Source organism: Frigoribacterium sp. AC759, from assembly GCF_979256015.1.
On sequence record NZ_CEEDMT010000001.1, the window covers coordinates 580,785 to 606,543 of the forward strand.

Below are 25,759 nucleotides of genomic sequence, written 5' to 3' on the forward strand. Positions count from 1 at the left end.
CGAGAGCAAGTACGCTGGTTCCGTGTCGAACATCATCAACCCCTTCGGTCAGGTCCTCGTGGCCCTCGTCACCCCCTTCACCGCAGACGGGGAGGTCGACTGGCCGGCCGTCGAGAAGCACATCGACGACTGCATCACCGCCGGGGCGGACGGCATCGTGGTCACCGGCACCACGGGCGAGACCAGCACCCTGACCGACCCCGAGAAGCTCCGTCTCGTCGAGGTCGGCAAGTCCGTCTCGGCTGGGCGCGCCAAGATCATCACGGGCGGCGGGTCGAACGAGACCGCCCACGCGATCCAGCTCTACAAGGCCAGCGAGAAGGCCGGCGCCGACGGCGTCATGATCGTCACCCCGTACTACAACAAGCCGACGCAGGCCGGTGTGCTCACGCACTTCCGCATGATCGCCGACGCGACCGACCTGCCCGTCATCCTCTACGACATCCCCGGTCGCACCGGCATCCCGATCAAGTACGAGACGATCCTCCGCGCGGCCAAGCACCCGAACATCGTCGCGGTCAAAGACGCGAAGGGCGACTTCTCCGAGGTCAGCCGGGTGCTGAACCAGACCGACCTGCTCTACTTCTCCGGCGACGACGCCAACGTGCTGCCGCACCTGGCCATCGGCGCCTCGGGCCTCATCGGCGTCACGGCCAACATCGCCGCGGCCCCGTACCGCACCATCATCGACGCGGTCAACGCTGGCGACCTGCACACGGCGACCCAGGCCCACCAGATGCTCGAACCGCTCGTCCGCGCGGTCATGACGCACGTGCCCGGCACGGTCGCGGCCAAGTACATCCTGCACGGGCTGGGTCGCATCTCGAGCCCGCGCGTCCGACTGCCCCTCGTCGGCCCCGAAGACAGCGAGGCCGCCCTCATCGAAGACGAGCTCGCGCACGTCGGCGCCATCCCGGGGCTCGACCTCAGCCGGTTCCGACCCGATCGCAACGCCGCGGCGGGTGGCGCCCTGCCCAAGGTGCACGGCACGACCCGCTGAGCCGCGCCTCCTCGGTCGCCGCGACATCCCGGGGCTCGAGCCCCACCACTCCCGAAGGACCTCATGCCCGTCACGATCCAGACCCCGCCGCCGCTCGAAGACGGCACGCTCCGCGTCATCCCGGTGGGCGGTCTGGGCGAGATCGGTCGCAACATGACCGTCTACGAGATCGACGGCAAGCTGCTCGTGGTCGACTGCGGGGTGCTCTTCCCCGAAGAGCACCAGCCGGGCGTCGATCTGATCCTCCCCGACTTCGCGCCGATCCGCGACCGGCTCGACGACATCCTGGCCGTGGTGCTGACGCATGGTCACGAAGACCACATCGGCGCCGTGCCGTATCTTCTGCGGCTGCGGGCCGACATCCCGCTGATCGGCTCGCAGCTGACGCTCGCGTTGATCGAGGCGAAGCTCAAGGAGCATCGCATCAGCCCGTACACCCTCACGGTCGCCGAGGGCGGACGCGAGACGCTCGGGCCGTTCGAGCTCGAGTTCGTGGCGGTCAACCACTCGATCCCCGACGCCCTCGCCGTCGCCATCCGCACCTCCGCCGGTCTGGTGCTGCACACCGGCGACTTCAAGATGGACCAGCTGCCCCTCGACGGGCGGATCACCGACCTGCGCGCCTTCGCCCGGCTCGGCGAAGAGGGGGTCGATCTCTTCCTCCCCGACTCGACGAACGCCGACGTGCCCGGTTTCACCGCTCTCGAGCGCGACATCGGACCGGTGCTCGACGACGTCATCCGGCGGGCTCCCCGGCGCGTGGTCGTGGCGAGCTTCTCCAGTCACGTGCACCGCGTGCAGCAGGTGCTCGACGCGGCCCACGCCAACGGTCGCCGGGTCGCGTTCATGGGTCGGTCGATGGTCCGCAACATGGGCATCGCGGCCGACCTCGGGTACCTGACGGTGCCCGACGGGGTGCTGATCGACGCGAAGAAGGCGCGAGACCTGCCCGACGACCGCATCGTCTACATGAGCACGGGATCGCAGGGCGAGCCGATGGCCGTGCTGGCCCGCATGGCCAACCTCGAGCACCAGATCGAGATCGGCGCCGACGACACGATCATCCTCGCGTCGAGCCTCATCCCGGGCAACGAGAACGCGGTGTACCGCGTGATCGACGGGCTGACGAAGCTCGGGGCGAAGGTCGTCCACAAGGGCAACGCGAAGGTGCACGTGTCAGGGCACGCCTCGGCGGGCGAGCTGCTGTACTGCTACAACGTGCTCCGGCCGAAGAACGTCCTGCCCGTGCACGGGGAGCACCGCCACCTGTACGCCAACGCCGCCCTGGCTCAACGAACGGGTGTGGCGCCCGGCAACACGATCCTCGGCCAGGACGGCGTCGTCGTCGACCTCCGCGACGGGATCGCCCGAGTCGTCGGGCAGCTCGACCTGGGCTTCGTCTACGTCGACGGCTCGACCGTGGGCGAGATAACCGACGCCGATCTGAAAGACCGACGCATCCTGTCCGAAGAGGGCTTCATCTCGGTCTTCGTCGCCATCGACGCGTCCACCGGCCGGGTCGTCGTCGGCCCCGAGATCCAGTCGCGAGGGTTCGCCGAAGACGACCGGGTCTTCGACGACGTCGCCCCGAAGATCGTCGCGGCCCTCGCCGAGGCGGCTGAGAACGGCGTGCGCGACACCCACGCCTTCAGTCAGGTCGTGCGACGGACGGTGGGTCGCTGGGTCAACACGAAGCACCGGCGCCGACCGATGATCGTGCCGGTCGTCATCGCCGTCTGAGGTCGCCTCCCGGTCGGGCACCCGGACACACGCGACCGGATCCGACCGGCGTCGGTGGTGGGCGGTACCGTGGAGCCCATGGCCACGCCCACGAAGTCGACCCCGCGCTCCCGCTCGGGCTCGCGTGCGTCCTCGGCGCGTGACGCGACCAAGGCCACCAAGAAGCTGCCCACCACGCCGGCGCCCGCGCCCGCCCGAGAGGGGCCGAACCCGCTCGCGGCGGCCTGGATGGGGCTGGCGCACATGACCGGCGCCGCATTCCGGCTGCTGGGCCGCGAGACGCTCGACAAGAGCGAGCGTCGAGACGGCGTGCCGTTCTTCCTCGTGCTCCTGGCGATCGCCGGGGGTGTCGTCGAGTGGCTGAACCCGACCAGTCCCCTCGCGATCGGCTTCGACGCGTACACGTTCGGCGGTCTCTTCGGCCGGGTGGCCTACGCCCTGCCGGTCATCATGATCCTCTTCGCGGGGTGGCTCTTCCGGCATCCCTCCTCGGTCCACGACAACACGCGCATCGGCATCGGGCTGGGTCTGTCGCTCGTGTCGATCAGCGCTCTCTGCCACATCTTCGGCGGTCAGCCCGAGGCCTCCGACGGCATGCCGGCCCTCGCCACCGGGGGAGGGGTCCTCGGCTGGGTCGTCGCATCCTGGCTCGTCGCCCTGGCCACCGAGTGGGTGGCGGTCCCGCTGGTCGTCGTCCTGCTCGCCTTCTCGATCCTGATCATCACCAAGACGCCGCCGAACCGCATCGGTCGTCGACTCGGCGAGCTCTACTCGTACCTCTTCGGCGAGACCGTCGACGACCGGGCGGCTGCGGCGGCGGCCGCCGCCGAGTCCGCCGACGCGGACGGCGAGCCGGAGTCGTTGCCCTGGTGGCGACGCAACCCCGGGCAGCGCGAAGACGACCCGGCGTACGACACCCCGCTCGTCCGGCCCGCCGCCGCGACCGCTCCGACCGAGGTGATCGGCCGCCGCAAGAAGCGCCGACCGGCGTTCGAAGAGCTCGACACGACCCCGGCCGCACCGCCCGTTCCCCAGGCGTCTCCCGCCACGGCCGAGACCGACGTCTTCTCCTCCGACCTCCTGGCCGATCTCGACCGGGCCGAAGACGCCGTCCGCGCCCAGGGCATCGACATCCCCCTGCACCCCGAGCCCACCGCGGCGACGACCGTGCTCCCCGTCCCCGTCCCCGAGGCCATCCCCGCCGAGGGCGAGAGCGACGCCGCCTCCGCGTTCCTCGCCCCCGACCTCGACGAGCCGGCGCCTCCGTCGCTCGAGTCCGTCGACCCGTCCGCCGACGACGTGCCCTATCGTCTACCGGCCGTGACGACCCTCGCCGTCGGCGAGCCCGCGAAGGCCCGCAGCGAGGCCAATGACGCTATCGTCGCCTCGATCACCTCTGTGCTCGACCAGTTCAACGTCGACGCCAAGGTGACCGGTCTGAAGCGCGGCCCCACGGTCACCCGCTACGAGATCGAACTGGGTCCCGGCGTCAAGGTCGAGCGAGTGACAGCGCTCACCAAGAACCTCGCGTACGCCGTCGCCTCGAACGAGGTGCGCATCCTGTCGCCCATCCCGGGCAAGAGCGCCATCGGGGTGGAGATCCCGAACACCGACAAGGAGATCGTCGCCCTCGGCGACGTGCTCCGGTCGTCGGCCGCCGCCAAGAGCACCCACCCCATGACCATCGGCGTGGGCAAGGACGTCGAGGGCGGTTACGTCGTCGCGAACCTCGCGAAGATGCCGCACCTCCTGGTCGCGGGTGCCACCGGCTCGGGCAAGTCGAGCTTCGTCAACTCGATGATCACCTCGCTGCTGATGCGCGCCAAGCCGGCCGACGTCCGCATGGTGCTCATCGACCCGAAGCGCGTCGAGCTCTCGATCTACGCCGGCGTGCCGCATCTCATCACCCCCATCATCACGAACCCGAAGAAGGCGGCCGAGGCGCTGCAGTGGGTCGTCAAAGAGATGGACATGCGTTACGACGACCTGGCCAGCTTCGGGTTCAGGCACATCGACGACTTCAACCGCGCCGTGGTCAACGACGAGATCGTGCTGCCTGCGGGCAGCGCTCGCACGCTGAAGCCCTACCCCTATCTCCTCGTCGTCGTCGACGAGCTGGCCGACCTCATGATGGTCGCGCCGCGCGACGTCGAAGACAGCATCGTGCGCATCACCCAGCTGGCCCGCGCCTCCGGCATCCACCTGGTGCTCGCGACCCAGCGTCCGTCGGTCGACGTCGTGACGGGCCTGATCAAGGCCAACGTCCCCTCGCGGTTCGCGTTCGCCGTCTCGAGCGTCACTGACTCCCGCGTCATCCTCGACCAGCCCGGCGCCGACAAGCTCATCGGCCAGGGTGACGGTCTGTTCCTCCCGATGGGCGCCTCCAAGGCGATGCGTGTCCAGGGCGCCTGGGTGCAAGAGAGCGAGATCGCCCAGGTCGTCGCGCACGTGACCCGTCAGGCTCGTCCCGACTACCGACCGGACGTCGCGGCCGTCGTCGAGAAGAAGGAGATCGACGGCGACATCGGCGACGACCTCGAGCTGCTGCTCGCCGCCGTCGAACTGGTGGTCAGCACGCAGTTCGGATCGACCTCGATGCTGCAGCGGAAGCTGCGGGTGGGCTTCGCCAAGGCGGGGCGCCTGATGGACCTCATGGAGTCCCGCGACATCGTGGGTCCTTCCGAGGGGTCGAAGGCCCGCGACGTCCTCGTGACGACCGAGCAGCTATCGGGTGTCCTGACGAAGATCCGCGGCGGCGGCGATGCCGGTCCGGCGCAGCCCGGTCGAGGCGGAGCCGGGGCGGCCATCGACGACGACCCCGTCGAGGCGATGACGCGGGGTTACGCCGAGGTCGACGACGACGAGGGGTCGGAAGACGCCTGGAACCTCACCGGGAGAGACTGACGTGACCGACAGCGACCGCAGCGACGGCGCCCCCCGCGGCGCGACCTTCCCCTTCCGAGGCCGGGTGGCCCGCCGAGGCCCCGGCCCGGCGAGCACAGCCAACATCGCCAACATCATCACCGTGGTGCGCATCCTCATGGCGCCGCTGTTCATGGCGTGGCTCCTCATCGACGATGGCGCCGACGGCTCGTTGCGCATCGCCGCGGCCGCGCTGTTCGTGGTCGCCATCCTCACCGACAGCCTCGACGGCATGCTCGCCCGGGGTCTCGACCTCGTCACCGACTTCGGCAAGATCGTCGACCCGATCGCCGACAAGGTCCTCATCGGCGGGGCCCTCGTCTCCCTCTCGATCGTCGGCGAGCTCCCGTGGTGGGTGACGGCTCTCATCCTCGTCCGCGAGATCGGCATCACCGTGTTCCGATTCGCCGTCATCCGTGATCGGGTCATCCCCGCGTCCCGGGGCGGCAAGCTCAAGACCGTCCTGCAGGCCGTCGCCGTGACCCTCGCGCTCTTCCCGCTCTGGAACCTCCTCGGGTCGGGCATGCACTGGGTCAACGGAGTCCTCATGACGGCCGCGGTCGTGGCGACCCTGGTCTCCGGGCTCGACTACCTGAGGGTGGCGGCGAAGCACGGTCGACCGTCATGACGCTCGCCGGCGACGTCGTCGCCGAGCTCACCCGTCGACGGCTCACGATCGGCGTGGCCGAGTCGCTCACCGGCGGCCTGCTGATCGCCGAGCTGATCGCCGTGCCCGGAGCATCCGCGGTCGTCCGCGGCGGTGTCGTCGCCTACCAGACGGAGTTGAAGCACACCCTGCTCGGCGTCGACGCCCGACTGCTCGCCGACCGCGGGCCCGTCGACCCCGACGTGGCCGAGGCCATGGCCGCGGGAGTCCGCGGGGTGGTCGAGACCGGCGGCACCCCCACCGACATCGGCCTCGCGACCACCGGTGTCGCCGGCCCCGGTCCGCAGGGCGGCCACGATCCCGGTGTCGTCTTCGTCGGTGTCGCCTGGGGAGACGAGACGCGGGTGGTGGCCCTCGACCTGACGGGAGACCGCGAGGCCATCCGACGGGGCACCGTCTCCGAATCACTCACGGCTCTGCACTCGTGGTTGGTCGACGCGAGGGAATAGACCGCGTTTCGGTCTCGTTACATCTGGCAGGTTCACAAGGGTCGCACAGTCCCCGCTGGTTACAGTTACAGCCAACTGCGCTTTAGTATCACCATCCCACCCCCCGACAGTCCGTCAGGGTGGGCGTCCGTTCGGAGGAGGGTCCCATGGTTCTGGTTCGTCAAGAAATCGGAGACGTCCTGCGCGACTTCCGGCTGCAGAAGGGCCGCACCCTTCGTCAGGTCGCGAGCAAGGCGAGCGTGGCCCTCGGGTACCTCAGCGAGGTCGAGCGCGGTCAGAAAGAGGCCAGCTCCGAGATCCTCGCCTCCGTCGCCGATGCGCTCGAGACTCCCATCTCGGTCATCATGCGCGAGGTCGGCGACCGCATGGCCGTCATCGAGGGTCTCAATCCCATCCCCGACACGCTCCCCGACGAGCTCGTCGCCGAGTTCGACACCGATCTCGCGGTGCGCTGAGTCCCCACCCCGTCACGAACGCCCCCGGTCCTCCGACGGGGGCGTTCGTCGTCTCCTGAGCCCCTCCGGAGGCGCGGCGCAGCTGAGCACGCCGCCCCGTCGACAGAGAGGTACCCTCCACTGATGCGCAAGAGCGAGTTCCATCGAGCCGTCGTCGACCAGTTCGGCGAGGCGTACGGGCGCATCCTGATGCGCGATCTCGTGATGTCGGCCGTGGGCGAGCTCACCGCCGAGCAGGCTCTCGTGCAGGGCGTCCCGCCGAGAGACGTCTGGCTCGCGCTCTGCGACGCCGAGGGCGTACCGGAGTCGAGACGGCATGGTGTCGGTCTACCCGCGCCTCGTCGTTGAGGCTCGACGTCGCACCTCCGCCCGTCTGCCCGTGATCGTGCGGATGTTCGACACGCCGCGCCATGGAAGTCGAACATGTGTTCGTACCGGTGATAGCGTCCTCCCCAGGACCTGATCGGTCCGAGAACTCCACTTCGGTGGCCGGCGTCGACTCCGATGTCGGTGGTCGTCCGTAGCGTTCTCGTATCGACGTTCCCGCCGCCGGAGTGACCGGCGGCACCAGCCTTGTCGTAGCGACGAAGACCTTGTCCCACCGGTCGGCGGCGACGCGACAGCCTACAGGCGCACGGACGACCACCACGAAGGAGAACATCATGCCCTCAGCAGAGAACCGCGAGAAGGCCCTCGAGACCGCACTCGCCCAGATCGACCGCCAGTTCGGCAAAGGCGCGGTCATGCGTCTCGGCAGCGACGAGCGTGCTCCCGTGGCCGTCATCCCCACCGGCTCGATCGCGCTCGACGTCGCGCTCGGAATCGGGGGCATCCCCCGTGGCCGCATCGTCGAGATCTATGGCCCCGAGTCGTCCGGTAAGACCACGCTGACCCTGCACGCGATCGCCAACGCGCAGCGCAACGGCGGCATCGCGGCCTTCATCGACGCCGAGCACGCACTCGACCCCGAATACGCGAGAAAGCTCGGCGTCGACATCGACGCGCTCCTCGTCTCGCAGCCCGACACGGGTGAGCAGGCCCTCGAGATCGCCGACATGCTCGTCCGGTCCGGCTCCATCGACCTCATCGTCATCGACTCCGTAGCGGCTCTGGTGCCGCGGGCCGAGATCGAGGGCGAGATGGGCGATTCGCACGTCGGGCTCCAGGCGCGACTCATGTCTCAGGCGCTCCGCAAGCTGACGGGTGGTCTGAGCCAGACCGGTACCACGATGATCTTCATCAACCAGCTGCGCGAGAAGATCGGCGTGTTCTTCGGTAGCCCCGAGACGACAGCCGGTGGTAAGGCCCTCAAGTTCTACGCCTCGGTGCGTCTCGACATCCGCCGCATCGAGACCCTCAAAGACGGCACCGACGCAGTCGGCAACCGCACAAGGGTCAAGGTCGTCAAGAACAAGATGGCGCCGCCCTTCAAGCAGGCCGAGTTCGACATCCTCTACGGTGTCGGCATCTCCCGAGAGGGCAGCCTGATCGACTTCGGCGTCGAGCACGGCATCGTCCGCAAGTCCGGCGCCTGGTACACCTACGAGGGCGACCAGCTCGGCCAGGGCAAAGAGAACTCGCGCAACTTCCTCCTCAACAACAAGGCCATCGCCGACGAGATCGAGCACAAGATCCTCGCCAAGCTCGGTGTCGGTGGTGCCAAGGCCGTCGAAGAACCCGTCGCATCGATCGAGACCAAGATCGCCGCACGGAAGGGCGCATGACCACGTCCGGCGACGGCGACTCGACGGTCGACTTGGCTCCGGTCACGCCGCTGTTCGGTCGCCGAGGGGCGTCGAAGCCCGCTGCCGGCGGCAGTGCTCCTCAAGACGAGTGGGCCGATGCGGCGCCGAGTGACGACGAGGTCGGCCATGAGTCGACCGCAGATGATGTCGCCGCCGAGTCGACGAGTCACAGCGTAGACGACGTCTCCCGATTCGCAAGCGCCCGTTCGGAGCCGGAGCCGGAGCCGGAGCCCCAGTCGGGCCACGAGTCGGCCTCGGCTCGAGCTTCGAAGCGCAAGACGGCTTCGGTCCCGGCCGAGTCTGACGCTGTCCGGTCGACTGCGGCCGCCCTGGCCGCGATCACCGATCACTGGTCCGGGCCGAGAGCGGTCGACACGCTCGACCCGGTCGACGAAGACGACGAGCCCGAACCAGAGCCCGAGGGGCTCGACGCGCAGCGGAGCCGAGCCGAGAACATCAGCATGCATGCCCTCGCGCGCCGAGGGGTTTCCTCCGCTGAGATGGCCTCTCTTCTGGCAGCCCGTGACCTCGACGAGCAGGTCGTCAGCGACGAGGTCGAACGACTCGAGGGTGTCGGTCTGCTCAACGACCGGGAGCTCGCGGAGAACCTGGTGCGCAGCAAGCATGAGCGCAAGGGCCTCGGTCGCGGCGCTGTCACGAGCGAGCTCCGCAGTCGCGGCATCGCGCCCGAGCTCATCGAGCAGGCGATGTCCGAGATCGACGACGACGACGAGCAGTCACGCGCCGACGAGTGGGCGCTGAAGCGCGCCACGTCGTTGCAGGGGCTCGATCAGGCGACCGCGGAGCGGCGTCTGAACGGGTACCTGATGCGCCGCGGCTATCGGTCCGAGACGATCCGTCGGGCGGTGGAGAAGGCTCTTCCTCGCGGTCGGGGCGGCGTCCGCTTCCGATGATCGGTCGACCGGGGCCGCGGCCGTAGACTCTCCGACTATGTCGACGGTTCTCCCCGCCCCGGTCTCCGAAGCCCGAGCAGACGGCCTCGCGGCTCCCGCGCGTCGCACCTACGAGGTGCGGACGTTCGGGTGCCAGATGAACGTGCACGACAGCGAGCGTCTGAGCGGATCCCTCGAGGCCGCCGGCTACGAGCCGGCCGTCGACGGTGAAGCGGATGTCGTCGTCATCAACACCTGCGCCGTCCGAGAGAACGCCGACAACAAGCTCTACGGCACATTGGGGCGGCTGGCGGGCGTCAAGCGGCGGCGGGAGGGCATGCAGATCGCCGTGGGCGGATGCCTCGCGCAGAAAGACAAAGAGGCCGTCCTCGAGCGCGCGCCCTGGGTCGACGTCGTCTTCGGCACCCACAACGTCGGGGCGCTGCCGACGCTCCTCGAGCGTTCTCGTCATAACGACGAGGCGCAGGTCGAGATCCTCGAATCGCTCGACGTGTTCCCCTCGACCCTGCCGGCCAAGCGCGACTCGGTCAGCTCCGGCTGGGTCTCCATCTCGGTCGGCTGCAACAACACCTGCACCTTCTGCATCGTGCCGACGCTGCGCGGCAAAGAGCGCGATCGGCGCCCGGGCGACATCCTCGCCGAGGTCCGCTCCCTCGTCGACGACGGCGCCATCGAGGTGACCCTGCTCGGTCAGAACGTCAACTCCTACGGGGTCGAGTTCGGCGACCGCCTCGCTTTCGGCAAGCTCCTCCGTGCCGTCGGCGCCATCGACGGCCTCGAGCGCGTCCGTTTCACCAGCCCGCACCCGGCCGCCTTCACCGACGACGTCATCGACGCCATGGCCGAGACCCCTGCGGTGATGCCGCAGCTGCACATGCCCCTCCAGTCGGGGTCCGATGCGATCCTCCGATCGATGCGACGCAGCTATCGCAGCGCGAAGTTCCTGGGCATCATCGACCGGGTCCGGGCCGCGATGCCCGACGCGGCGATCTCGACGGACATCATCGTGGGCTTCCCGGGTGAGACCGAAGCCGACTTCGTCGACACGCTCCGAGTGGTCGAGGAGGCGCGTTTCGCCTCGGCTTTCACCTTCCAGTACTCCGTCCGACCCGGCACGCCCGCGGGGGAGATGGCCGATCAGATCCCCAAAGAGATCGTCCAAGAACGCTACGAGCGGCTGACGGCCCTCCAAGACCGGATCTCCTTCGACGAGAACCGCGCTCTCGTCGGCCGAAGGGTCGAAGTGCTCATCTCGGCGACCGAGGGTCGGAAGGACGCCGAGACCCACCGGCTGTCCGGTCGGGCCGAAGACAGCCGTCTCGTCCACCTCGACGTCCCCGACGGAGTCGAGGCGCCTCGACCGGGCGATGTCGTGACGGTCGACGTGACCGGGGCGGCTCCCTTCCATCTCCTCGCCGAGTCGTCGATCGGCTCCGTCTTCGACGTGCGACGCACGCGGGCAGGCGACGCCTACGACCGCGCCCAGGCCGACTCGTGCGGGGTGCCGGCGTCCGCGACCGGCTCGACCGGCGCCTCCGGGGCACCGAGGGTGTCGTTGGGTCTGCCGACCCTGCGCGTGTCGACGACGCCCATCTACGACGCCGCCGACGGTCTCCGCTGAGTCCGCGGGGTCGACGAGAGATGCTGATCGCCCTGGTCGGTGCCACGGGCACCGGCAAGTCCGCGCTGTCCCTCGACCTGGCCGAGCGGCTCCGGTCGAGCGGTCGCCCGGCGGAGATCGTCAACGCCGACGCGATGCAGCTCTACCGGGGCATGGACATCGGAACCGCGAAGCTGTCGGTCTCCGAGAGGCGCGGCATACCGCACCACCTCCTGGACGAGCTCGATGTGACCGACGAGGCGAGCGTCGAGTGGTACCAGCGGCGCGCCCGGACGGTCATCGACGAGGTCCAGGGGCGGGGTGCGGTGGCGGTGCTCGTGGGCGGCTCGGGGCTCTACGTGTCGAGTGTGCTGTTCGACCTCCGGTTCCCGGGCACCGACCCGGCCATCCGTGCGCGCTACGAGGCCGTCGGCGAGGCCCAGGGGCCGGGTGCGCTCTTCCGCCTGCTGCGCGACCGGGATCCGCTGGCCGCCCAGAAGATCGGCTCGACGAACATCCGCCGTCTCGTCCGTGCCCTCGAGGTCGGCGAGCTGACCGGCGAGCCGTTCTCGGCCCGCCTGCCCGACGAGGCGGCCCGCTGGCGCCCCTCGGCCATCGTCGGCGTGCACGACGATCGAGAGGCCCTCGTCGAGCGACTCGACGCCCGGGTCGAGCGGATGTGGGGCGACGGCCTCGTCGACGAGGTCCGCGGTCTCCTCGCGCACGGTCTCGAGCGCGGCGTCACGGCGAGTCGAGCGATCGGCTACGCGCAGGCGGCCGCCCAGCTGCGCGGCGAACTGACGGAGTCCGACGCCATCGAGACCAGTGCGGCTCTGACCCGCCGCTACGCGCGTCGTCAGGTGAGCTGGTTCCGTCGATACGCCGACGTCCGCTGGGTGCGGTCCGGCGACCCCGGGGGCGTCGAGGCGGCCCTCGATACACTCGACGCGTGACCACCACTCTCCAGTTCACCAAGGGCCAGGGCACGGGCAACGACTTCGTGCTGTTCTCCGACCCCGACGGCGAGTTCCCCCTCGACCCCGTGGCGATCCGGGCGTTGACCGATCGCCACTTCGGCGTGGGCGGCGATGGCGTGATCCGTGCGGTCCGGTCCGAGCACCTCCCCGACGGCCGGAACGCCCTGGCCGAAGACCCGGCCGCCGAGTGGTTCATGGATTACCACAACGCCGACGGCAGTGCGGCCGAGATGTGCGGCAACGGCATCCGGGTCTTCGTCCGCTACCTGACCGACCGCGGCCTCGCGACGCTCGAGCCGGGCGGCACCCTGGCGATCGGCACGCGGGCGGGGGTGCGCCACGTCCAGCGCAGTATGACGGGCTTCCAGGTCGATCTCGGCCTCTGGTCGCTCTCCGACGAGTCGCCGACGGTGCGGGCTCGAGAGCTGCATGCGGCCCGCCCCGGTCTGTCGCTGTCCGTCGGCAATCCGCACGTCGTCGTCGCGCTGGCGACCGACGACGAGCTCGACGCGCTCGACCTCTCGTACCTCCCCGTCCTCGACCCCGCACCCGTCGAGGGCGCGAACGTCGAGTTCGTCGTCCCGGCCGACCCCCTGGTGGTCGACGGCATCGGCCACATCCGCATGCGCGTGCACGAGCGGGGCAGCGGCGAGACCCTCTCGTGCGGCACGGGAGCGGCGGCGGCGGCCCTCGCGACGCGGCACTGGGCCGGTGCCGGGGCGCCCGATCAGTGGCGCGTCGAGGTCCCGGGTGGCACGGTCGGCGTCCTGGTCGTGCCGACGGACGACGGCGAGCACGTCTCGCTCAGCGGTCCGGCCGATCTGGTCTTCAACGGGGCGCTCGAGATCTGACCGCCGTCGTCGGGCCTGCCTCGCTGATCAGCGACGGTGGGCCGTCAAGACGCGGTAGCCCTTGCTGGTGGAGGCGCGGGTCACGTCGACGACGTCGCCCAGCTCGGAGTTCATCCACTTCTGCAGCGAGTCCGCGCCGAGGTTCTTCTGGACGACGAGCCACGCGTCCGACCCGACCTCCAGTCGGGGGAGCCACTTGGTCAAGAGCCCGTGCAGCTCGTTCTTGCCGACGCGGATGGGCGGGTTCGACCAGATCGTCGAGAACCGCAGGTCGGCGGGAACATCGTCGGGCTCGACGGCGTTGACGTTCTCGAGGCCTGCGGCCCGGGCGTTCTCGCGCACGAGCTCCAGCACCCTCTTGTTCACGTCGACGGCCCAGACCGTCGCGTCGGGTGACGACAACGCGAGGCTCAGGGTGATGGGCCCCCATCCGCATCCGACATCGAGCAGATGACCCGAGGTCGGCGGCGTGGGCACGTCGGCCAGGAGGACGGCCGTCCCGGCGTCCACCCGATCGGGGCTGAAGACGCCCGCGGCCGTGGTGAGTTCGAGTTCGCGGCCCGCGAGGGTCACCGAGATGGTCCGGCGCCGCATCAGGCTCTCCGGTTCCGAAGAGAAGTAGTGCTCGCTCGCCATGGCCCACAACCTATCGACAATCCCCACGGGCGGCCGAATCGGCTCCCCGCTCACCGCCTGACGAAAGGGCTAGTATCACTCCGATGACAGACCTCCCCACGAACCCGCTCGATGCCGAGCGTTCCGAGCAGGGTGACGACGTCGTCGCCCGCGTGCTCGACCGTGCGGCGTCCCGGGCTTCCGCCTACACCGTCTTCTCGCCTGCGCAGGCGATCCAGACCCGCTCTCTGCACGACACCGGCTCGGACGGCGACCAGTTCGACCGCGACGATCGCCAGGCGCTCCGTCGTGTGGCGGGGCTCTCGACCGAGCTCCAGGATGTCACCGAGGTCGAGTACCGCCAGCTCCGGCTCGAGAACGTCGTCCTGATCGGCGTCTACTCGCAGGGTTCGCTCTCCGACGCCGAGAACTCCCTCCGCGAGCTGTCGGCCCTGGCCGAGACGGCCGGCGCCGTCGTCCTCGACGGGCTGCTGCAGCGTCGGCCCAACCCCGACCCGAGCACGTACCTCGGCAGCGGCAAGGCCGAAGAGCTGCGGATGACCGTCGCGGCTCTCGGCGCCGACACGGTGATCGCCGACACGGAGCTCGCGCCAAGCCAGCGTCGTGCCCTCGAAGACGTGGTCAAGGTCAAGGTCATCGACCGCACGGCCGTCATCCTCGACATCTTCAGTCAGCACGCCAAGAGCCGGGAGGGCAAGGCGCAGGTCGAACTGGCGCAGCTCGAGTACCTGCTGCCCCGACTGCGCGGCTGGGGCGACTCGATGTCGCGGCAGGCCGGTGGCCAGGTAGGAGGCGCGGGTGCCGGAATGGGCAGCCGCGGCCCCGGAGAGACCAAGATCGAGCTCGATCGGCGACGGATCCACACGCGCATGGCGCGCCTCCGTCGGCAGATCAAGGAGATGAAGCCCGCGCGCGACGCCAAGCGGGCCAATCGCGACCGCAACGAGGTGCCCTCGGTCGCGATCGCCGGCTACACCAACGCGGGCAAGTCGAGCCTGCTCAACAGGCTGACGAGTGCGGGCGTGCTCGTCGAGAACGCCCTCTTCGCGACCCTCGACGCGACGGTGCGCAAGAGCTCGACGACGGACGGCCGGCCGTTCACGTACGCCGACACGGTGGGTTTCGTCCGAAACCTGCCGCATCAGCTGGTCGAAGCCTTCCGCTCCACCCTCGAGGAGGTCGCGGCGTCGGACGTCATCGTCCACGTCGTCGACGGCTCGCACCCCGATCCGGCGGCGCAGCTCGCGACGGTCCGCGAGGTCGTCAGCGAGGTCGACGGGGGCGACATCACCGAGATCGTGGTGTTCAACAAGAGCGACCTGGTCGACCCCGACCAGCGACTCGTGCTCCAGGGCCTCGTCCCGACCGCGGTCTTCGTCTCCGCCCGGACGGGCGAGGGCATCGACGAGCTCCTCGAGCGCATCGCCTCGACCCTTCCGACCCCTGACGTCGAACTCGAGCTGCTCGTACCGTACGACAGGGGCGACGTCGTCTCTCATCTCCACGACTCGGGTCGTGTCGTCGAGACGGCGTACGAGGAGGCCGGCACGCGCGTGCACGCCCGGGTCTACCCGAGCGACGTGGCGTGGTTGTCGCCGTTTGTCGACCGCGAGGCCGTCTCGAGCTGAGCCGACCGAGTCGACCACGACGAAGCCCCCCGCCGAATGGCGGGGGGCTTCGTCGTTCGTCGAGTCGGGGTCACACCGACCGGAGCACGGCCACGACCTTGCCGACGATCTGAGCGTGGTCGCCGACGATCGGCTCGAACGCGCTGTTGCGGGGCAGCAGCCAGGTGTGGCCGTCACGCTGACGGAAGACCTTGACCGTCGCCTCGTCGTCGAGCATGGCGGCCACGATGTCGCCGTTCTCCGCCGAGTTCTGCTGCCGGACGACGACCCAGTCGCCGTCGCAGATGGCGGCGTCGATCATCGAGTCGCCGACGACCCGCAGCATGAAGAGGTCGCCCTTGCCGACGAGCTGGCGGGGGAGGGGCATCACGTCCTCGACCTGCTGCTCGGCCGTGATCGGGATGCCGGCGGCGATGCGCCCCACCATCGGGACGTGCGCGGTGTCGCCGTCGTCGCTCGTCGTGAGGATGCTCGTCACGGGTGCGAGGGCGGGCGCCTCGGTCGAGAGGACCTCGAGGGCGCGGGGCCGGTTCGGATCGCGTCGGATGCGACCCGCGAGCTCGAGCTGGTTCAACTGGTGGGTCACGCTCGACAGCGACTTCAGACCGACGGCGTCGCCGATCTCCCGCATGCTCGGCGGGTATCCGCGCTGTCCGATGCTCTGCTGGATGGCCGTCAGGATCGACGTCTGCTTGGCCGTCAGCTCCTTGCGCGTGACCGAGCCCGTCTCGGTCGACCGGGTGCGCTGCGCGTCGCTCATGTGTCTCCTGCCGTGGATGTCGGTGGTCGCTGTTCTACTCGGACCACCGATCGAAACCGTATCCGATGCGGCGTCTTCGGCGAAACACATGTTCGAGTGTGTCGCCGATCCACGTCGAGAAAATCGAACATCGGGGTTGAAATCGACTTTGATCGAAGATATGTTCGGAACACGTCTTCGTGCCCGGTGTTCCCGGCCGATCGCCGGGCACGAACACGGACGTCTCCTCTAGCGGTGAAAGGACCACCTCATGAGCGCCATCACGACCACCACTGCCACTCCCACCCCCACCGACGACGCCGTCGCCTCCTTCTCTTCGCCCCCGCGCGTCCGGCTGCGCATCACCCGGCGGGGGCGTCGTGTCGTCAGCACCGCCGTCGGTCTGCTCGTCGCCGGTGTCGTCGGCGGCGTGCTCCTCGCCGGGCCCGGTGCAGTCGCGTCGGACACCGCCGGTGCGGCGTCGTTCGACTACGTCACGGTCGACGGGGGAGACACCCTGTGGCAGGTCGCGTCCGAGATCGCACCCACCAAAGACCCCCGCGACGTCATCAGCGACATCGTGCAGTTGAACAACCTCAGCAGCACCGAGGTCGCGGCGGGGCAGTCGCTCGCCGTCCCCGCTCAGTACGCCGACTGACGGGCCGTCCATCGGGCTCCGTCTGAAGAGACCTCGAGGGGTCGCGACCGCTGCCAGCCGAGGGTCGACGATTCGGGACTCCGTCCGGTGGAGACCTACCATGGAGCGGTGTCCTTCAGTCTCGACGACCTCCCCATCCGTGACGACCTCCGTGGCCTGACGCCGTACGGCGCACCGCAGACCAGGGTGCCGGTCGCTCTCAACGTCAACGAGAACACGCATCCGATTCCCGAGAACGTCGCACGCGACATCGTCGCATCGATCGCGCAGGCCGTCCTCGAGGTGAACCGGTATCCCGACCGCGAGTTCACGCAGTTGCGGGACTCCCTGGCCGACTACCTGGGTCACGGCCTCACCCGAGACAACATCTGGGCGGCGAACGGCTCGAACGAGGTCATCCAGCAGATCCTCCAGGCCTTCGGCGGCCCCGGGCGGAGCGTCCTCGGCTTCCCTCCGACGTACTCGATGCACTCGATCATCGCGGCGGGCACCGGGAGCACCTGGGTCGAGGGTGCGCGAGACGTCGACTTCACCATCAGTCCCGAGACGGCGGTCGCCGAGATTCGTCGCACCGAACCGGACATCGTGTTCTTCTGCGGTCCGAACAACCCGACGGGCACGCCCCTCGACCTCGCCACGGTCGAGGCCGCCTACGACGCGACCGACGGAATCGTCTTCGTCGACGAGGCGTACGCGGAGTTCATGCCCGTCGGCCAGCCCACCGCTCTGACCCTGCTCGAAGGCCGGCCGCGTCTCATCGTCTCCCGCACCATGAGCAAGGCCTTCGCCTTCGCCGGGGCGCGAGTCGGATACCTCGCCGCCCACCCGGCCGTGACCGACGCGCTCCGTCTGGTGCGCCTCCCTTATCACCTGTCGTCGTTGACCCAGGCCGCCGCGATCGCCGCGCTCTCCCACGCCGACGAGATGCTCGCCATGGTCGGCGAGATCGCCACCCAACGCGACCGGATCGTCCGGGTGCTGACCGAGCTCGGCTACGAGCCCTGGCCGACCTGGTCGAACTTCGTGCTGTTCGGCGGGGTCGACGATCCGGCCGACGTGTTCGAGCGTCTGCTCGCCCGGGGCATCATCGTGCGGAACCTCGGCATCCCCCACCACCTCCGGGTCAGTGCGGGCACCGAGGCCGAGACCACGGCGTTCCTCGAGGCGCTGCGCGACATTAGGCTCTCCTCGTGACCGAACAGACCCCTACCCGCGTGGCCTCCCTCGAGCGTGAGACGAGCGAGTCGCGCATCGCGCTGTCGCTCGACCTCGACGGCACCGGCTCGTCGAGCATCGACTCGTCCGTCCCGTTCTTCGACCACCTGCTGACGGCGCTGTCGAAGCACTCGCTGATCGATCTGCGGGTGGCGGCGACGGGTGACACGCACATCGACGCGCACCACACGGTCGAAGACATCGGCATCGCCTTCGGCACCGCGCTCCGTCAGGCGCTCGGCGACAAGTCGGGTATTGCACGGTACGGCGACGCCCTGGTGCCGCTCGACGAGGCCCTGGTGCAGGCGGTCGTCGACATCTCCGGTCGCCCGTACCTCGTGCACGGCGGCGAGCCGGAGGGCTTCGAGCTGCACCTGATCGGCGGCCACTTCACGGGGTCCCTGGTGCGCCACGTGTTCGAGGCGATCGCCTTCCACGCCGGCATCACGGTACACATCCGCGTGCTCGGCGGGCGCGACCCGCATCACATCGCCGAGGCCGAGTTCAAGGCCTTCGCGCGAGCCCTCCGCCAGGCCGTGCAGCCCGACCCGCGGGTGGTCGGCATCCCCTCCACGAAGGGCGCGCTGTGACGGTCCGTCCCTCCGTCGTGGTCCTCGACTACGGCAGCGGCAACGTCCACTCGGCGGTCAAGGCCCTCGAGCTCGCCGGGGCCGACGTCGAGCTGACGGCCGATCGCGCCCGGGTGCAGGCGGCCGACGGCCTCTTCGTGCCGGGCGTCGGGGCCTTCGGCGCCGTTATGAGCGCGCTCGAGTCCGTCCGCGGCGGCGAGCTCATCGATCGCCGTCTGGCCGGCGGGCGACCCGTGATGGGCATCTGCGTCGGCATGCAGGTCTTCTTCGAGGGCGGTGTCGAGCGCGGTGCGACGGCGGGCGGGCTGGGTGAATGGCCCGGTGTCGTCGACGAGCTGAAGGCCGACGTGCTGCCTCACATGGGCTGGAACACCGTCGACGTCCCCGAGGGCAGCACGCTGTTCGACGGCGTCGCCGACGAGCGCTTCTACTTCGTCCACTCGTTCGCGGCCCAGTCGTGGACCCTCGACGTGATCCCGCCGTTCCCGCAGCCGCACGTCACGTGGGCCGACCACGGCGGCCGTTTCGTCGCCGCCGTCGAGAACGGACCGCTCTGGGCCACGCAGTTCCACCCCGAGAAGTCGGGGCGGCCGGGCATCCGGCTGCTCTCGAACTGGCTCGGCACACTCTGACCCTCCCGAACCCGACTCCGGTCCCGCGCTCAGCGGGGCCCCGACGCGATCCGCGCGGCGCCGCCGCGAGAGAGACGACATGAGCGACTTCTGCACGACTCCGAGCCTGACCCTGTTCCCGGCCGTCGACGTCTCCGGGGGGCAGGCCGTCCGTCTGACCCAGGGGGAGGCCGGCAGCGAGACCGGATACGGCGACCCCGTCGCGGCGGCCGACGACTGGAAGAACCAGGGCGCCGAGTGGCTGCACCTGGTCGACCTCGACGCGGCCTTCGGGCGGGGCGACAACCGGTCGGTCATCAAGAAGGTCATCAAGCAGGTCAAGGGCATCAACGTGGAGCTGAGCGGTGGCATCCGCGACGACCGCTCCCTCGAAGACGCCCTCGGCACGGGCGTCAAGCGGATCAACCTCGGTACGGCGGCCCTCGAGAACCCCGAGTGGGCGGCGCATGTCATCGCCGAGTACGGCGAGGCCGTCGCGGTCGGGCTCGACGTGCGCGGCACGACGCTGGCCGCCCGTGGCTGGACGGAGGAGGGCGGCGACCTCTGGACGGTCCTCGCCCGTCTCGAGGAGGCCGGATGCGCCCGCTACGTCGTGACCGACGTCACCAAGGACGGCACCCTCCAGGGGCCGAACGTCGATCTGCTGCGTCAGGTGATGGATCGCACCGATCGCCCGGTGATCGCATCGGGCGGCATCTCGAGCCTCGACGACCTCGTCGCGCTGCGCGAGCTGGTCCCGCAGGGGCTCGAAGGCGCGATCGTCGGCAAGGCGCTCTACTCGGGCGCCTTCACGCTGGCCGCGGCCCTCGACGTCGCCTCCGACTGATGTCGACGCCCGGCTCGGACAGCGCCGGTCGACCCTGGGAGGGTCGCACCTTCGATCATCACGACACGGCGTTCGCCGGTGACGACGGCTCGGCCGACCCGCGCCTCCTCGAGGCTCTCAAGCGGTTCCACCTCGGCGAGGTCGGTGAAGACACCGTCGTCGACGCGCTGCGACCCGCGCGGCTGCTCGTCCCCCTCGTGGCGGTCGCGGGCGATGAGGACCTCGACGAGCAGGGGCGACGGGTCGACAAGACTCAAGAGCTGTCCATCGTGACGGTGGCGGGCCCCGACGGGCGCGACGTGCTGCCCGCCTTCACCTCGGTGGCGGCGCTGTCCGTCTGGAGCGCCACGGCGCGTCCCGTGCCGGCCGACGCCCGGCGGATCGCCCTGGCGGCGGCGTCCGAGTCGACCGACCGGCTCGTGCTCGACCCGGGGTCGCCCACGGCGTTCGCCCTGCGCCGACCGGCCCTGTGGGCGGTCGCGCAAGACCTGCCGTGGCTGCCGAGTCACGCCGACGAGACCGTGCTGCGGGCCTTCCTCGACGCGGGGGCGGACGAGGAGGCGCTGGCCGGCCTGGTCATCGCCCCCGGCTACGAGGGCGCCCGGCTGGGCGGCCCCGAGATCGTCGTGCAGCTGGGCGTCCGTGCCGGGCTCGACCGCGAGGCGCTCACGGCTCTGCTCGGTCGACTGCAGACGGCCTGGGCCGCCGACCCGACCATCGCCGACCGGGTCGACAGCATGGCCGTCAAGGTCGTCTCCGTCTGACGGACCGCGGCTGCAGGCCCCGCCGCGGTCCGACCGGCGGGAAGGCGGCCGGAGGCGCGGTCTAGTTGACCGGCCCCGTGAACTTCTCGCCGGGCCCCTGGCCGATGGGGTCGGGGAACGCCGACGCCTCGCGGAAGGCCAGCTGCAGCGACCGCAGCCCGTCGCGGAGGGCGCGGGCGTGCTGATCGCCGATCTCGGGTGCGCTGGCCGTGATCAGACCGGCCAGAGAGGTGATGAGCTTGCGGGCCTCGTCGAGGTCGGTCTGGGCGCGCGGGTCGTCGGCGAGCCCGACCTTCACGGCGGCCGCGCTCATCAGGTGCACGGCGACGGTGTTGATCACCTCCACGGCGTTCACGTCGGCGATGTCGCGTGCCTCGTCGCCGGGGGCGGAGAAGGCGAAGTCGGGGGAGTGCTCGGGGGTGTGGCTCACGTGAAGATCCTCTGCTAAGCTCGTCGAGGCTCCGAAGCATCTGCTTCGGTGCGAAAGTGGAGATTCTCCCACCCGCGCTTGACCGTTCGATTAGGTTACCGGGTTGTTGGTACCCCGCCGATCCTCCCCGAGGGTCGGCAGCCAGGGTGCAGCGATGTTCCGTCGCACCATCCGAGCACGACGTTCGGATGGCGCAGCGCGTCGCGAAACTCCTCTTTCCCTGCCGTGACCACCGGTCCGGCGGGTGACGAAGCAACGACAGAGGAGTTCCGCATCAGCGATCCCCGTACGAACGACCGTATCCGCGTCCCCGAGGTCCGCCTCGTCGGACCTGCCGGAGAACAGGTCGGTGTCGTCCCCATCGCCATGGCCCTGCGTCTCGCAGCAGAGGCCGAACTCGACCTGGTCGAGGTGGCCCCCAACTCGAAGCCTCCCGTGGCCAAGATCATGGATCACGGAAAGTTCAAGTACGAGGCTGCGCAGAAGGCGAAGGAGGCTCGTCGCAACCAGGCGAACACCATCCTCAAAGAGGTGCGTTTCCGTCTGAAGATCGACAAGCACGACTACGAGACCAAGCGCAAGCGCGCCGAGGGCTTCCTCCAGGGCGGCGACAAGGTCAAGGCCATGATCCTGTTCCGCGGTCGCGAGCAGTCGCGTCCCGACCAGGGCGTCCGTCTCCTCCAGCGCTTCGCCGAAGACGTCTCCGAGTGGGGCAGCGTCGAGTCGACCCCCACCATCGACGGCCGCAACATGGTCATGGTGATCGGGCCGCACAAGAACAAGTCCGAGGCCAAGGCCGAGGCAGAAGCTCGCAAGGTGGCCAACAAGGCGCCGAAGCACCCGACGTCCGACGAGGTTCCGGCCGACGCACCGGCGGAACCGACAGAAGAAAGTAAGTAAGACATGCCCAAGCAGAAGACCCACTCCGGCGCCAAGAAGCGCTTCAAGGTCACCGGTTCCGGCAAGATCATGAAGCAGCAGGCCGGCATGCGACACAACCTCGAGGTGAAGAGCGCCAAGCGCAAGGCTCGCCTGAACCAGGACCAGGTGCTCGCCCCCGCCGACGCCAAGGTCGCCAAGAAGCTTCTCGGTCACTGACCGCTGACACGAACGTAGAGGAACAAGAAAATGGCAAGAGTCAAGAGAGCGGTCAACGCCGCCAAGAAGCGTCGTGTGATCCTCGAGCGTGCCGAGGGTTACCGCGGTCAGCGTTCGCGCCTGTACCGCAAGGCCAAAGAGCAGGTCACCCACTCGCTCGTCTACTCGTACCGCGACCGTCGCGCCCGCAAGGGTGAGTTCCGCCGTCTGTGGATCCAGCGCATCAACGCCGCGTCGCGTCAGAACGGCCTGACCTACAACCGCCTCATCCAGGGTCTGTCCCTGGCCGGCGTCGAGGTCGACCGCCGCATCCTGGCCGAGCTGGCCGTCAACGAGCCCGCCACCTTCGCCGGCCTCGTCGCCACCGCGAAGGCCGCGCTGCCCGCCGACACCTCGGCTCCCAAGGCTGCCGCGTAGTCACCAGCGCCACTGCACCACCCCGGCCCGGACGGTCTCACCGTCCGGGCCGTCGTGCGTCCCGGCTCCCGAGGCCGGGTGAGGCATAGTGGGGGAGTGAGCACCTCCCTCCTCGACAATCCCCGATCGCCCCGCGTCCGCGCCGTGGCGAAGCTGGCCAAGCGCGACGCGCGCACCGACACCGGGTCGTTCCTGCTCGAGGGCCCCCAGTCGGTGTCCGAGGCCCTCGCGTTCCGGCCCGAACTGCTCGTCGATCTCTTCGCGACGCCGACGGCGCTCGAGCGTCATCCGCAGGTGGGTGCGGCCGCCCGCGAGGCCGAGCTCGAGATCGAGTTCGTCAGCGAGGCGGTCATCGCCGCGATGTCCGACACGGTGACCCCTCAGGGCATCATCGCCGTCTGCCGCCAGTTCCCGACCGCCGTCAAAGACGTCTTCGCCGACACGGGCGACGGCGGCCCCCGTCTGATCGCCATCCTCGAAGAGGTCCGCGATCCGGGCAACGCCGGCACGATCATCCGTGCGGCCGACTCCGCCGGCGCGGACGCGGTCATCATGACCGGTCGGAGCGTCGACCTCTACAACCCCAAGGTGGTCCGCGCGACGACGGGCTCGCTCTTCCACGTGCCGGTCGCCGTCGGCGCCGATCTCGCGTCCGTGGTGGCGCGCTGCGCCGAGGCGGGCATCCAGGTGCTGGCCGCCGACGTCAAGGGCGACGACCTGCTCGCGGTGCGCAGCGAGGGCGTCCTCTCGGCCCCGACGGCCTGGCTCTTCGGCAACGAGGCCAGAGGGCTGACCGACGACGACCTCAAGCTGGCCGACCGTGCCGTCGTCGTTCCGATCTACGGGCACGCCGAGTCGATGAACCTCTCCACCGCGGCCTCCGTCTGCCTCTACGAGAGCGCCTTCGCGCACCGGAGCTGACCTACAGGAGGCGCGGGTCGCCTCGACAGGCGCCCGCCCGTGTCGTTTCGATCGCGTTACGAATCCGCTGTGAATTTGCGCCCGTCAGACCCACCTGTTTGTGTGGACGCATGGAACCCCTCGTCGTCGTCGACCACGTCAACAAGCACTTCGGTGAACTGCACGTCCTGAAGGACATCACGACGACGGTCTCCCGGGGCGAGGTGGTCGTGGTCATCGGGCCGAGCGGTTCGGGCAAGTCGACGCTGTGCCGGGCCATCAACCGGCTCGAGACGATCGACGACGGCACGATCTCGATCGACGGCACGCGCCTCCCCGAAGAGGGTTCCGAGCTCGCGCGTCTTCGGGCCGACGTCGGCATGGTCTTCCAGAGCTTCAACCTCTTCGCGCACAAGACGGTGCTCGAGAACGTCACGCTGGGCCAGATCAAGGTCCGCAAGCGCAGCAAGGCCGAGGCCGAGAAGCGGGCGATGGAGCTCCTCGAGCGCGTCGGCGTGGCGAACCAGGCTCAGAAGATGCCCTCGCAGCTCTCGGGTGGTCAGCAGCAGCGGGTGGCGATCGCCCGCGCCCTCGCGATGGATCCGAAGGTGATGCTCCTCGACGAGCCGACCAGCGCGCTCGACCCCGAGATGATCACCGAGGTCCTCGACGTCATGGTGCAGCTGGCCAAAGACGGCATGACGATGATCGTCGTCACCCACGAGATGGGCTTCGCCCGCAAGGCGGCCGATCGGGTCGTCTTCATGGCCGACGGCGAGATCGTCGAAGAGAGCACCCCCGAGCAGTTCTTCACCGCGCCGACGTCCGATCGGGCGCGCGACTTCCTGTCGAAGATCCTCACCCACTGATCGACAGACCCCGTCGTCGCCGCGCGTCCGTCCTGCGGCCCGACCCCGGAGCCCCCGTCCGCCGATCGGCGTCCGGGTCACACAGCAAGGAGAACAGAATGCGACTCAGTAGAGGTTTCGTAGCCGTAGCCGCAGCAGCCGTCACGGTGCTCGGCCTGTCGGCCTGCACCGACTCGGCCGCCCCCGACAGCGCCGTCGAGGTCGAAGAGGTCTCCGACTTCGAAGACGGCACGACGATGGCCCGCCTCGCCGAGGCCGGCGAGATCACCATCGGCACCAAGTTCGACCAGCCCCTGTTCGGCCTCGACGACGGCTCCGGCAACCCGCAGGGCTTCGACGCCGAGATCGGCAAGCTCGTCGCAGCCAAGCTGGGCATCCCCGCCGACGGCATCACCTGGGTCGAGACGGTGTCCGCCAACCGCGAGCCCTTCATCCAGAACGGCGACGTCGACCTCGTCATCGCGACCTACACGATCAACGACGAGCGCAAGAAGGTCGTCTCGTTCGCCGGTCCCTACTACCAGGCCGGCCAGGACCTGCTGGTGCTCGAGGGCAACCCCGACGGCATCGAGGGCGCCGAGGACCTCGAGGGCAAGGCCGTCTGCACGGTCAGCGGCTCGACCAGCGAGGCCAACATCGCCGAGTACACGGACGACATCATCGCGACCGACACGTACTCGAACTGCCTCGAGCCCCTCCGCACCGGCGCGGTCGCGGCCGTGACGACCGACAACGTGATCCTGGCCGGTCTCGCCGACCAGAACGAGGGCGAGTTCGAGGTCGTCGGCGAGCCCTTCACCGAGGAGCCCTACGGCATCGGTCTGGCGCTCGACGACACCGACTTCCGCATGTTCATCAACGACACCCTCGAAGAGGCCGAAGACGACGGCACCTGGGACGAGCTCTGGGAGTCCACGGCGGGCGCGGTGCTCGAGACGCCCGAGCCCCCGGCGATCGATCGCTACTAGTCACCACCCCGGTGGGCACCGCGGCGCGATCCGCCCGCGGTGCCCACCACCGCCTCCTGCCCTCTCGGC

28 protein-coding genes are annotated in these 25,759 nt (G+C 69.5%); 25 read left to right on the forward strand and 3 right to left on the reverse strand.

Translation table 11 applies throughout. The annotated features are described in order from the left end of the window. The first annotated feature begins 22 nt into the window (after positions 1–22). The 12 genes from dapA (at position 23) to dapF (ending at position 13,320) form a co-directional block, all read left to right on the forward strand. Complete coding sequence (dapA, locus tag ACZ6JE_RS02680; protein WP_320478763.1) at positions 23–1,000, forward strand: 4-hydroxy-tetrahydrodipicolinate synthase; 978 nt, start codon at positions 23–25, stop codon at positions 998–1,000. A gap of 63 nt (positions 1,001–1,063) precedes the next feature. After that, positions 1,064–2,740 carry a ribonuclease J gene (locus tag ACZ6JE_RS02685; protein WP_192060132.1) on the forward strand — a complete coding sequence of 559 codons (1,677 nt, stop codon included), beginning with the start codon at positions 1,064–1,066 and terminating at the stop codon, positions 2,738–2,740. 78 nt (positions 2,741–2,818) lie between these two features. Further along, the gene (locus ACZ6JE_RS02690; RefSeq protein WP_464318152.1) at positions 2,819–5,644 is read left to right on the forward strand and encodes an FtsK/SpoIIIE family DNA translocase; all 2,826 of its coding nucleotides are present in this window, start codon (positions 2,819–2,821) and stop codon (positions 5,642–5,644) included. Position 5,645: 1 nt separating this feature from the next. Beyond that, on the forward strand, positions 5,646–6,290 hold the full coding sequence (gene pgsA / locus ACZ6JE_RS02695; protein WP_464318153.1) for a CDP-diacylglycerol--glycerol-3-phosphate 3-phosphatidyltransferase: 645 nt from the start codon (positions 5,646–5,648) through the stop codon (positions 6,288–6,290). Next, positions 6,287–6,778 carry a CinA family protein gene (locus ACZ6JE_RS02700; protein WP_320478767.1) on the forward strand — a complete coding sequence of 164 codons (492 nt, stop codon included), beginning with the start codon at positions 6,287–6,289 and terminating at the stop codon, positions 6,776–6,778. The genes pgsA and ACZ6JE_RS02700 overlap by 4 nt, the downstream gene beginning before the upstream one ends. 146 nt (positions 6,779–6,924) lie before the next feature. Further along, the gene (locus ACZ6JE_RS02705) at positions 6,925–7,233 is read left to right on the forward strand and encodes a helix-turn-helix domain-containing protein (protein WP_192060135.1); all 309 of its coding nucleotides are present in this window, start codon (positions 6,925–6,927) and stop codon (positions 7,231–7,233) included. Positions 7,234–7,356: 123 nt separating this feature from the next. Beyond that, positions 7,357–7,581, forward strand: a complete 225-nt coding sequence (locus ACZ6JE_RS02710) for a DUF3046 domain-containing protein (protein WP_243213773.1) — start codon at positions 7,357–7,359, stop codon at positions 7,579–7,581. Between the two features lie 314 nt (positions 7,582–7,895). After that, the gene (gene recA / locus ACZ6JE_RS02715) at positions 7,896–8,957 is read left to right on the forward strand and encodes a recombinase RecA (RefSeq protein WP_192060137.1); all 1,062 of its coding nucleotides are present in this window, start codon (positions 7,896–7,898) and stop codon (positions 8,955–8,957) included. Continuing rightward, positions 8,954–9,892 carry a regulatory protein RecX gene (locus ACZ6JE_RS02720; protein WP_464318154.1) on the forward strand — a complete coding sequence of 313 codons (939 nt, stop codon included), beginning with the start codon at positions 8,954–8,956 and terminating at the stop codon, positions 9,890–9,892. Before recA ends, ACZ6JE_RS02720 begins: the two co-directional genes overlap by 4 nt. 37 nt (positions 9,893–9,929) lie before the next feature. After that, positions 9,930–11,513, forward strand: a complete 1,584-nt coding sequence (miaB, locus tag ACZ6JE_RS02725) for a tRNA (N6-isopentenyl adenosine(37)-C2)-methylthiotransferase MiaB (protein WP_464318155.1) — start codon at positions 9,930–9,932, stop codon at positions 11,511–11,513. A 20-nt stretch (positions 11,514–11,533) separates the two neighbouring features. Next, on the forward strand, positions 11,534–12,445 hold the full coding sequence (gene miaA, locus ACZ6JE_RS02730; RefSeq protein ID WP_464318156.1) for a tRNA (adenosine(37)-N6)-dimethylallyltransferase MiaA: 912 nt from the start codon (positions 11,534–11,536) through the stop codon (positions 12,443–12,445). Beyond that, positions 12,442–13,320: a diaminopimelate epimerase gene (gene dapF, locus ACZ6JE_RS02735; RefSeq protein WP_320478771.1), complete on the forward strand. Its 879-nt coding sequence runs from the start codon at positions 12,442–12,444 to the stop codon at positions 13,318–13,320. Before miaA ends, dapF begins: the two co-directional genes overlap by 4 nt. A 27-nt stretch (positions 13,321–13,347) precedes the next feature. Here dapF and ACZ6JE_RS02740 read toward each other — a convergent pair whose 3' ends face one another. After that, on the reverse strand, positions 13,348–13,956 hold the full coding sequence (locus ACZ6JE_RS02740; RefSeq protein ID WP_243213768.1) for a class I SAM-dependent methyltransferase: 609 nt from the start codon (positions 13,954–13,956) through the stop codon (positions 13,348–13,350). 83 nt (positions 13,957–14,039) lie between these two features. On the opposite strand from ACZ6JE_RS02740, the gene hflX reads away from it, so the two are divergent. Next, positions 14,040–15,584 carry a GTPase HflX gene (hflX, locus tag ACZ6JE_RS02745; RefSeq protein ID WP_243213767.1) on the forward strand — a complete coding sequence of 515 codons (1,545 nt, stop codon included), beginning with the start codon at positions 14,040–14,042 and terminating at the stop codon, positions 15,582–15,584. 70 nt (positions 15,585–15,654) lie between these two features. On the opposite strand, the gene lexA is transcribed toward hflX, so the two are convergent. Further along, complete coding sequence (lexA, locus tag ACZ6JE_RS02750; protein WP_243213765.1) at positions 15,655–16,344, reverse strand: transcriptional repressor LexA; 690 nt, start codon at positions 16,342–16,344, stop codon at positions 15,655–15,657. A gap of 250 nt (positions 16,345–16,594) precedes the next feature. Here lexA and ACZ6JE_RS02755 point away from each other — a divergent pair, with 250 nt between their 5' ends. From ACZ6JE_RS02755 to ACZ6JE_RS02780, 6 genes are all read left to right on the forward strand, one after another. Then, positions 16,595–16,981, forward strand: coding sequence for a LysM peptidoglycan-binding domain-containing protein (locus ACZ6JE_RS02755; RefSeq protein WP_464318157.1), 387 nt, complete (start codon positions 16,595–16,597; stop codon positions 16,979–16,981). 108 nt (positions 16,982–17,089) lie between these two features. Beyond that, the gene (locus tag ACZ6JE_RS02760) at positions 17,090–18,175 is read left to right on the forward strand and encodes a histidinol-phosphate transaminase (RefSeq protein ID WP_243213763.1); all 1,086 of its coding nucleotides are present in this window, start codon (positions 17,090–17,092) and stop codon (positions 18,173–18,175) included. Further along, entirely contained in the window at positions 18,172–18,786 is a 615-nt protein-coding gene (gene hisB, locus ACZ6JE_RS02765) for an imidazoleglycerol-phosphate dehydratase HisB (protein WP_192060147.1), read from the forward strand. Before ACZ6JE_RS02760 ends, hisB begins: the two co-directional genes overlap by 4 nt. Further along, positions 18,783–19,418: an imidazole glycerol phosphate synthase subunit HisH gene (gene hisH / locus ACZ6JE_RS02770; protein WP_192060148.1), complete on the forward strand. Its 636-nt coding sequence runs from the start codon at positions 18,783–18,785 to the stop codon at positions 19,416–19,418. Before hisB ends, hisH begins: the two co-directional genes overlap by 4 nt. A gap of 79 nt (positions 19,419–19,497) precedes the next feature. Beyond that, positions 19,498–20,244 (forward strand): bifunctional 1-(5-phosphoribosyl)-5-((5-phosphoribosylamino)methylideneamino)imidazole-4-carboxamide isomerase/phosphoribosylanthranilate isomerase PriA, encoded by a 747-nt coding sequence (priA, locus tag ACZ6JE_RS02775; RefSeq protein WP_192060149.1) that lies wholly within the window; start codon positions 19,498–19,500, stop codon positions 20,242–20,244. Further along, positions 20,244–21,008, forward strand: coding sequence for an SseB family protein (locus ACZ6JE_RS02780; RefSeq protein ID WP_464318158.1), 765 nt, complete (start codon positions 20,244–20,246; stop codon positions 21,006–21,008). Before priA ends, ACZ6JE_RS02780 begins: the two co-directional genes overlap by 1 nt. 61 nt (positions 21,009–21,069) lie before the next feature. Here the strand turns inward: ACZ6JE_RS02780 and ACZ6JE_RS02785 are convergent, their stop codons facing one another. Continuing rightward, on the reverse strand, positions 21,070–21,438 hold the full coding sequence (locus tag ACZ6JE_RS02785; RefSeq protein ID WP_243213761.1) for a DUF1844 domain-containing protein: 369 nt from the start codon (positions 21,436–21,438) through the stop codon (positions 21,070–21,072). Positions 21,439–21,663: 225 nt separating this feature from the next. Here ACZ6JE_RS02785 and infC point away from each other — a divergent pair, with 225 nt between their 5' ends. The 6 genes from infC (at position 21,664) to ACZ6JE_RS02815 (ending at position 25,690) form a co-directional block, all read left to right on the forward strand. Next, positions 21,664–22,338, forward strand: a complete 675-nt coding sequence (infC, locus tag ACZ6JE_RS02790) for a translation initiation factor IF-3 (RefSeq protein ID WP_243213760.1) — start codon at positions 21,664–21,666, stop codon at positions 22,336–22,338. Between the two features lie 3 nt (positions 22,339–22,341). Beyond that, the gene (rpmI, locus tag ACZ6JE_RS02795; RefSeq protein WP_043596704.1) at positions 22,342–22,536 is read left to right on the forward strand and encodes a 50S ribosomal protein L35; all 195 of its coding nucleotides are present in this window, start codon (positions 22,342–22,344) and stop codon (positions 22,534–22,536) included. 30 nt (positions 22,537–22,566) lie between these two features. Next, positions 22,567–22,953, forward strand: coding sequence for a 50S ribosomal protein L20 (gene rplT / locus ACZ6JE_RS02800; protein ID WP_192060152.1), 387 nt, complete (start codon positions 22,567–22,569; stop codon positions 22,951–22,953). Positions 22,954–23,049: 96 nt separating this feature from the next. Next, a complete protein-coding gene (locus tag ACZ6JE_RS02805) occupies positions 23,050–23,874 on the forward strand; it encodes a TrmH family RNA methyltransferase (protein WP_464318159.1) in 825 nt (274 codons plus the stop codon). Positions 23,875–23,984: 110 nt separating this feature from the next. Next, positions 23,985–24,722 carry an amino acid ABC transporter ATP-binding protein gene (locus ACZ6JE_RS02810; RefSeq protein WP_192060153.1) on the forward strand — a complete coding sequence of 246 codons (738 nt, stop codon included), beginning with the start codon at positions 23,985–23,987 and terminating at the stop codon, positions 24,720–24,722. Between the two features lie 98 nt (positions 24,723–24,820). Beyond that, complete coding sequence (locus ACZ6JE_RS02815; protein ID WP_192060154.1) at positions 24,821–25,690, forward strand: glutamate ABC transporter substrate-binding protein; 870 nt, start codon at positions 24,821–24,823, stop codon at positions 25,688–25,690. Positions 25,691–25,759: the final 69 nt, after the last annotated feature.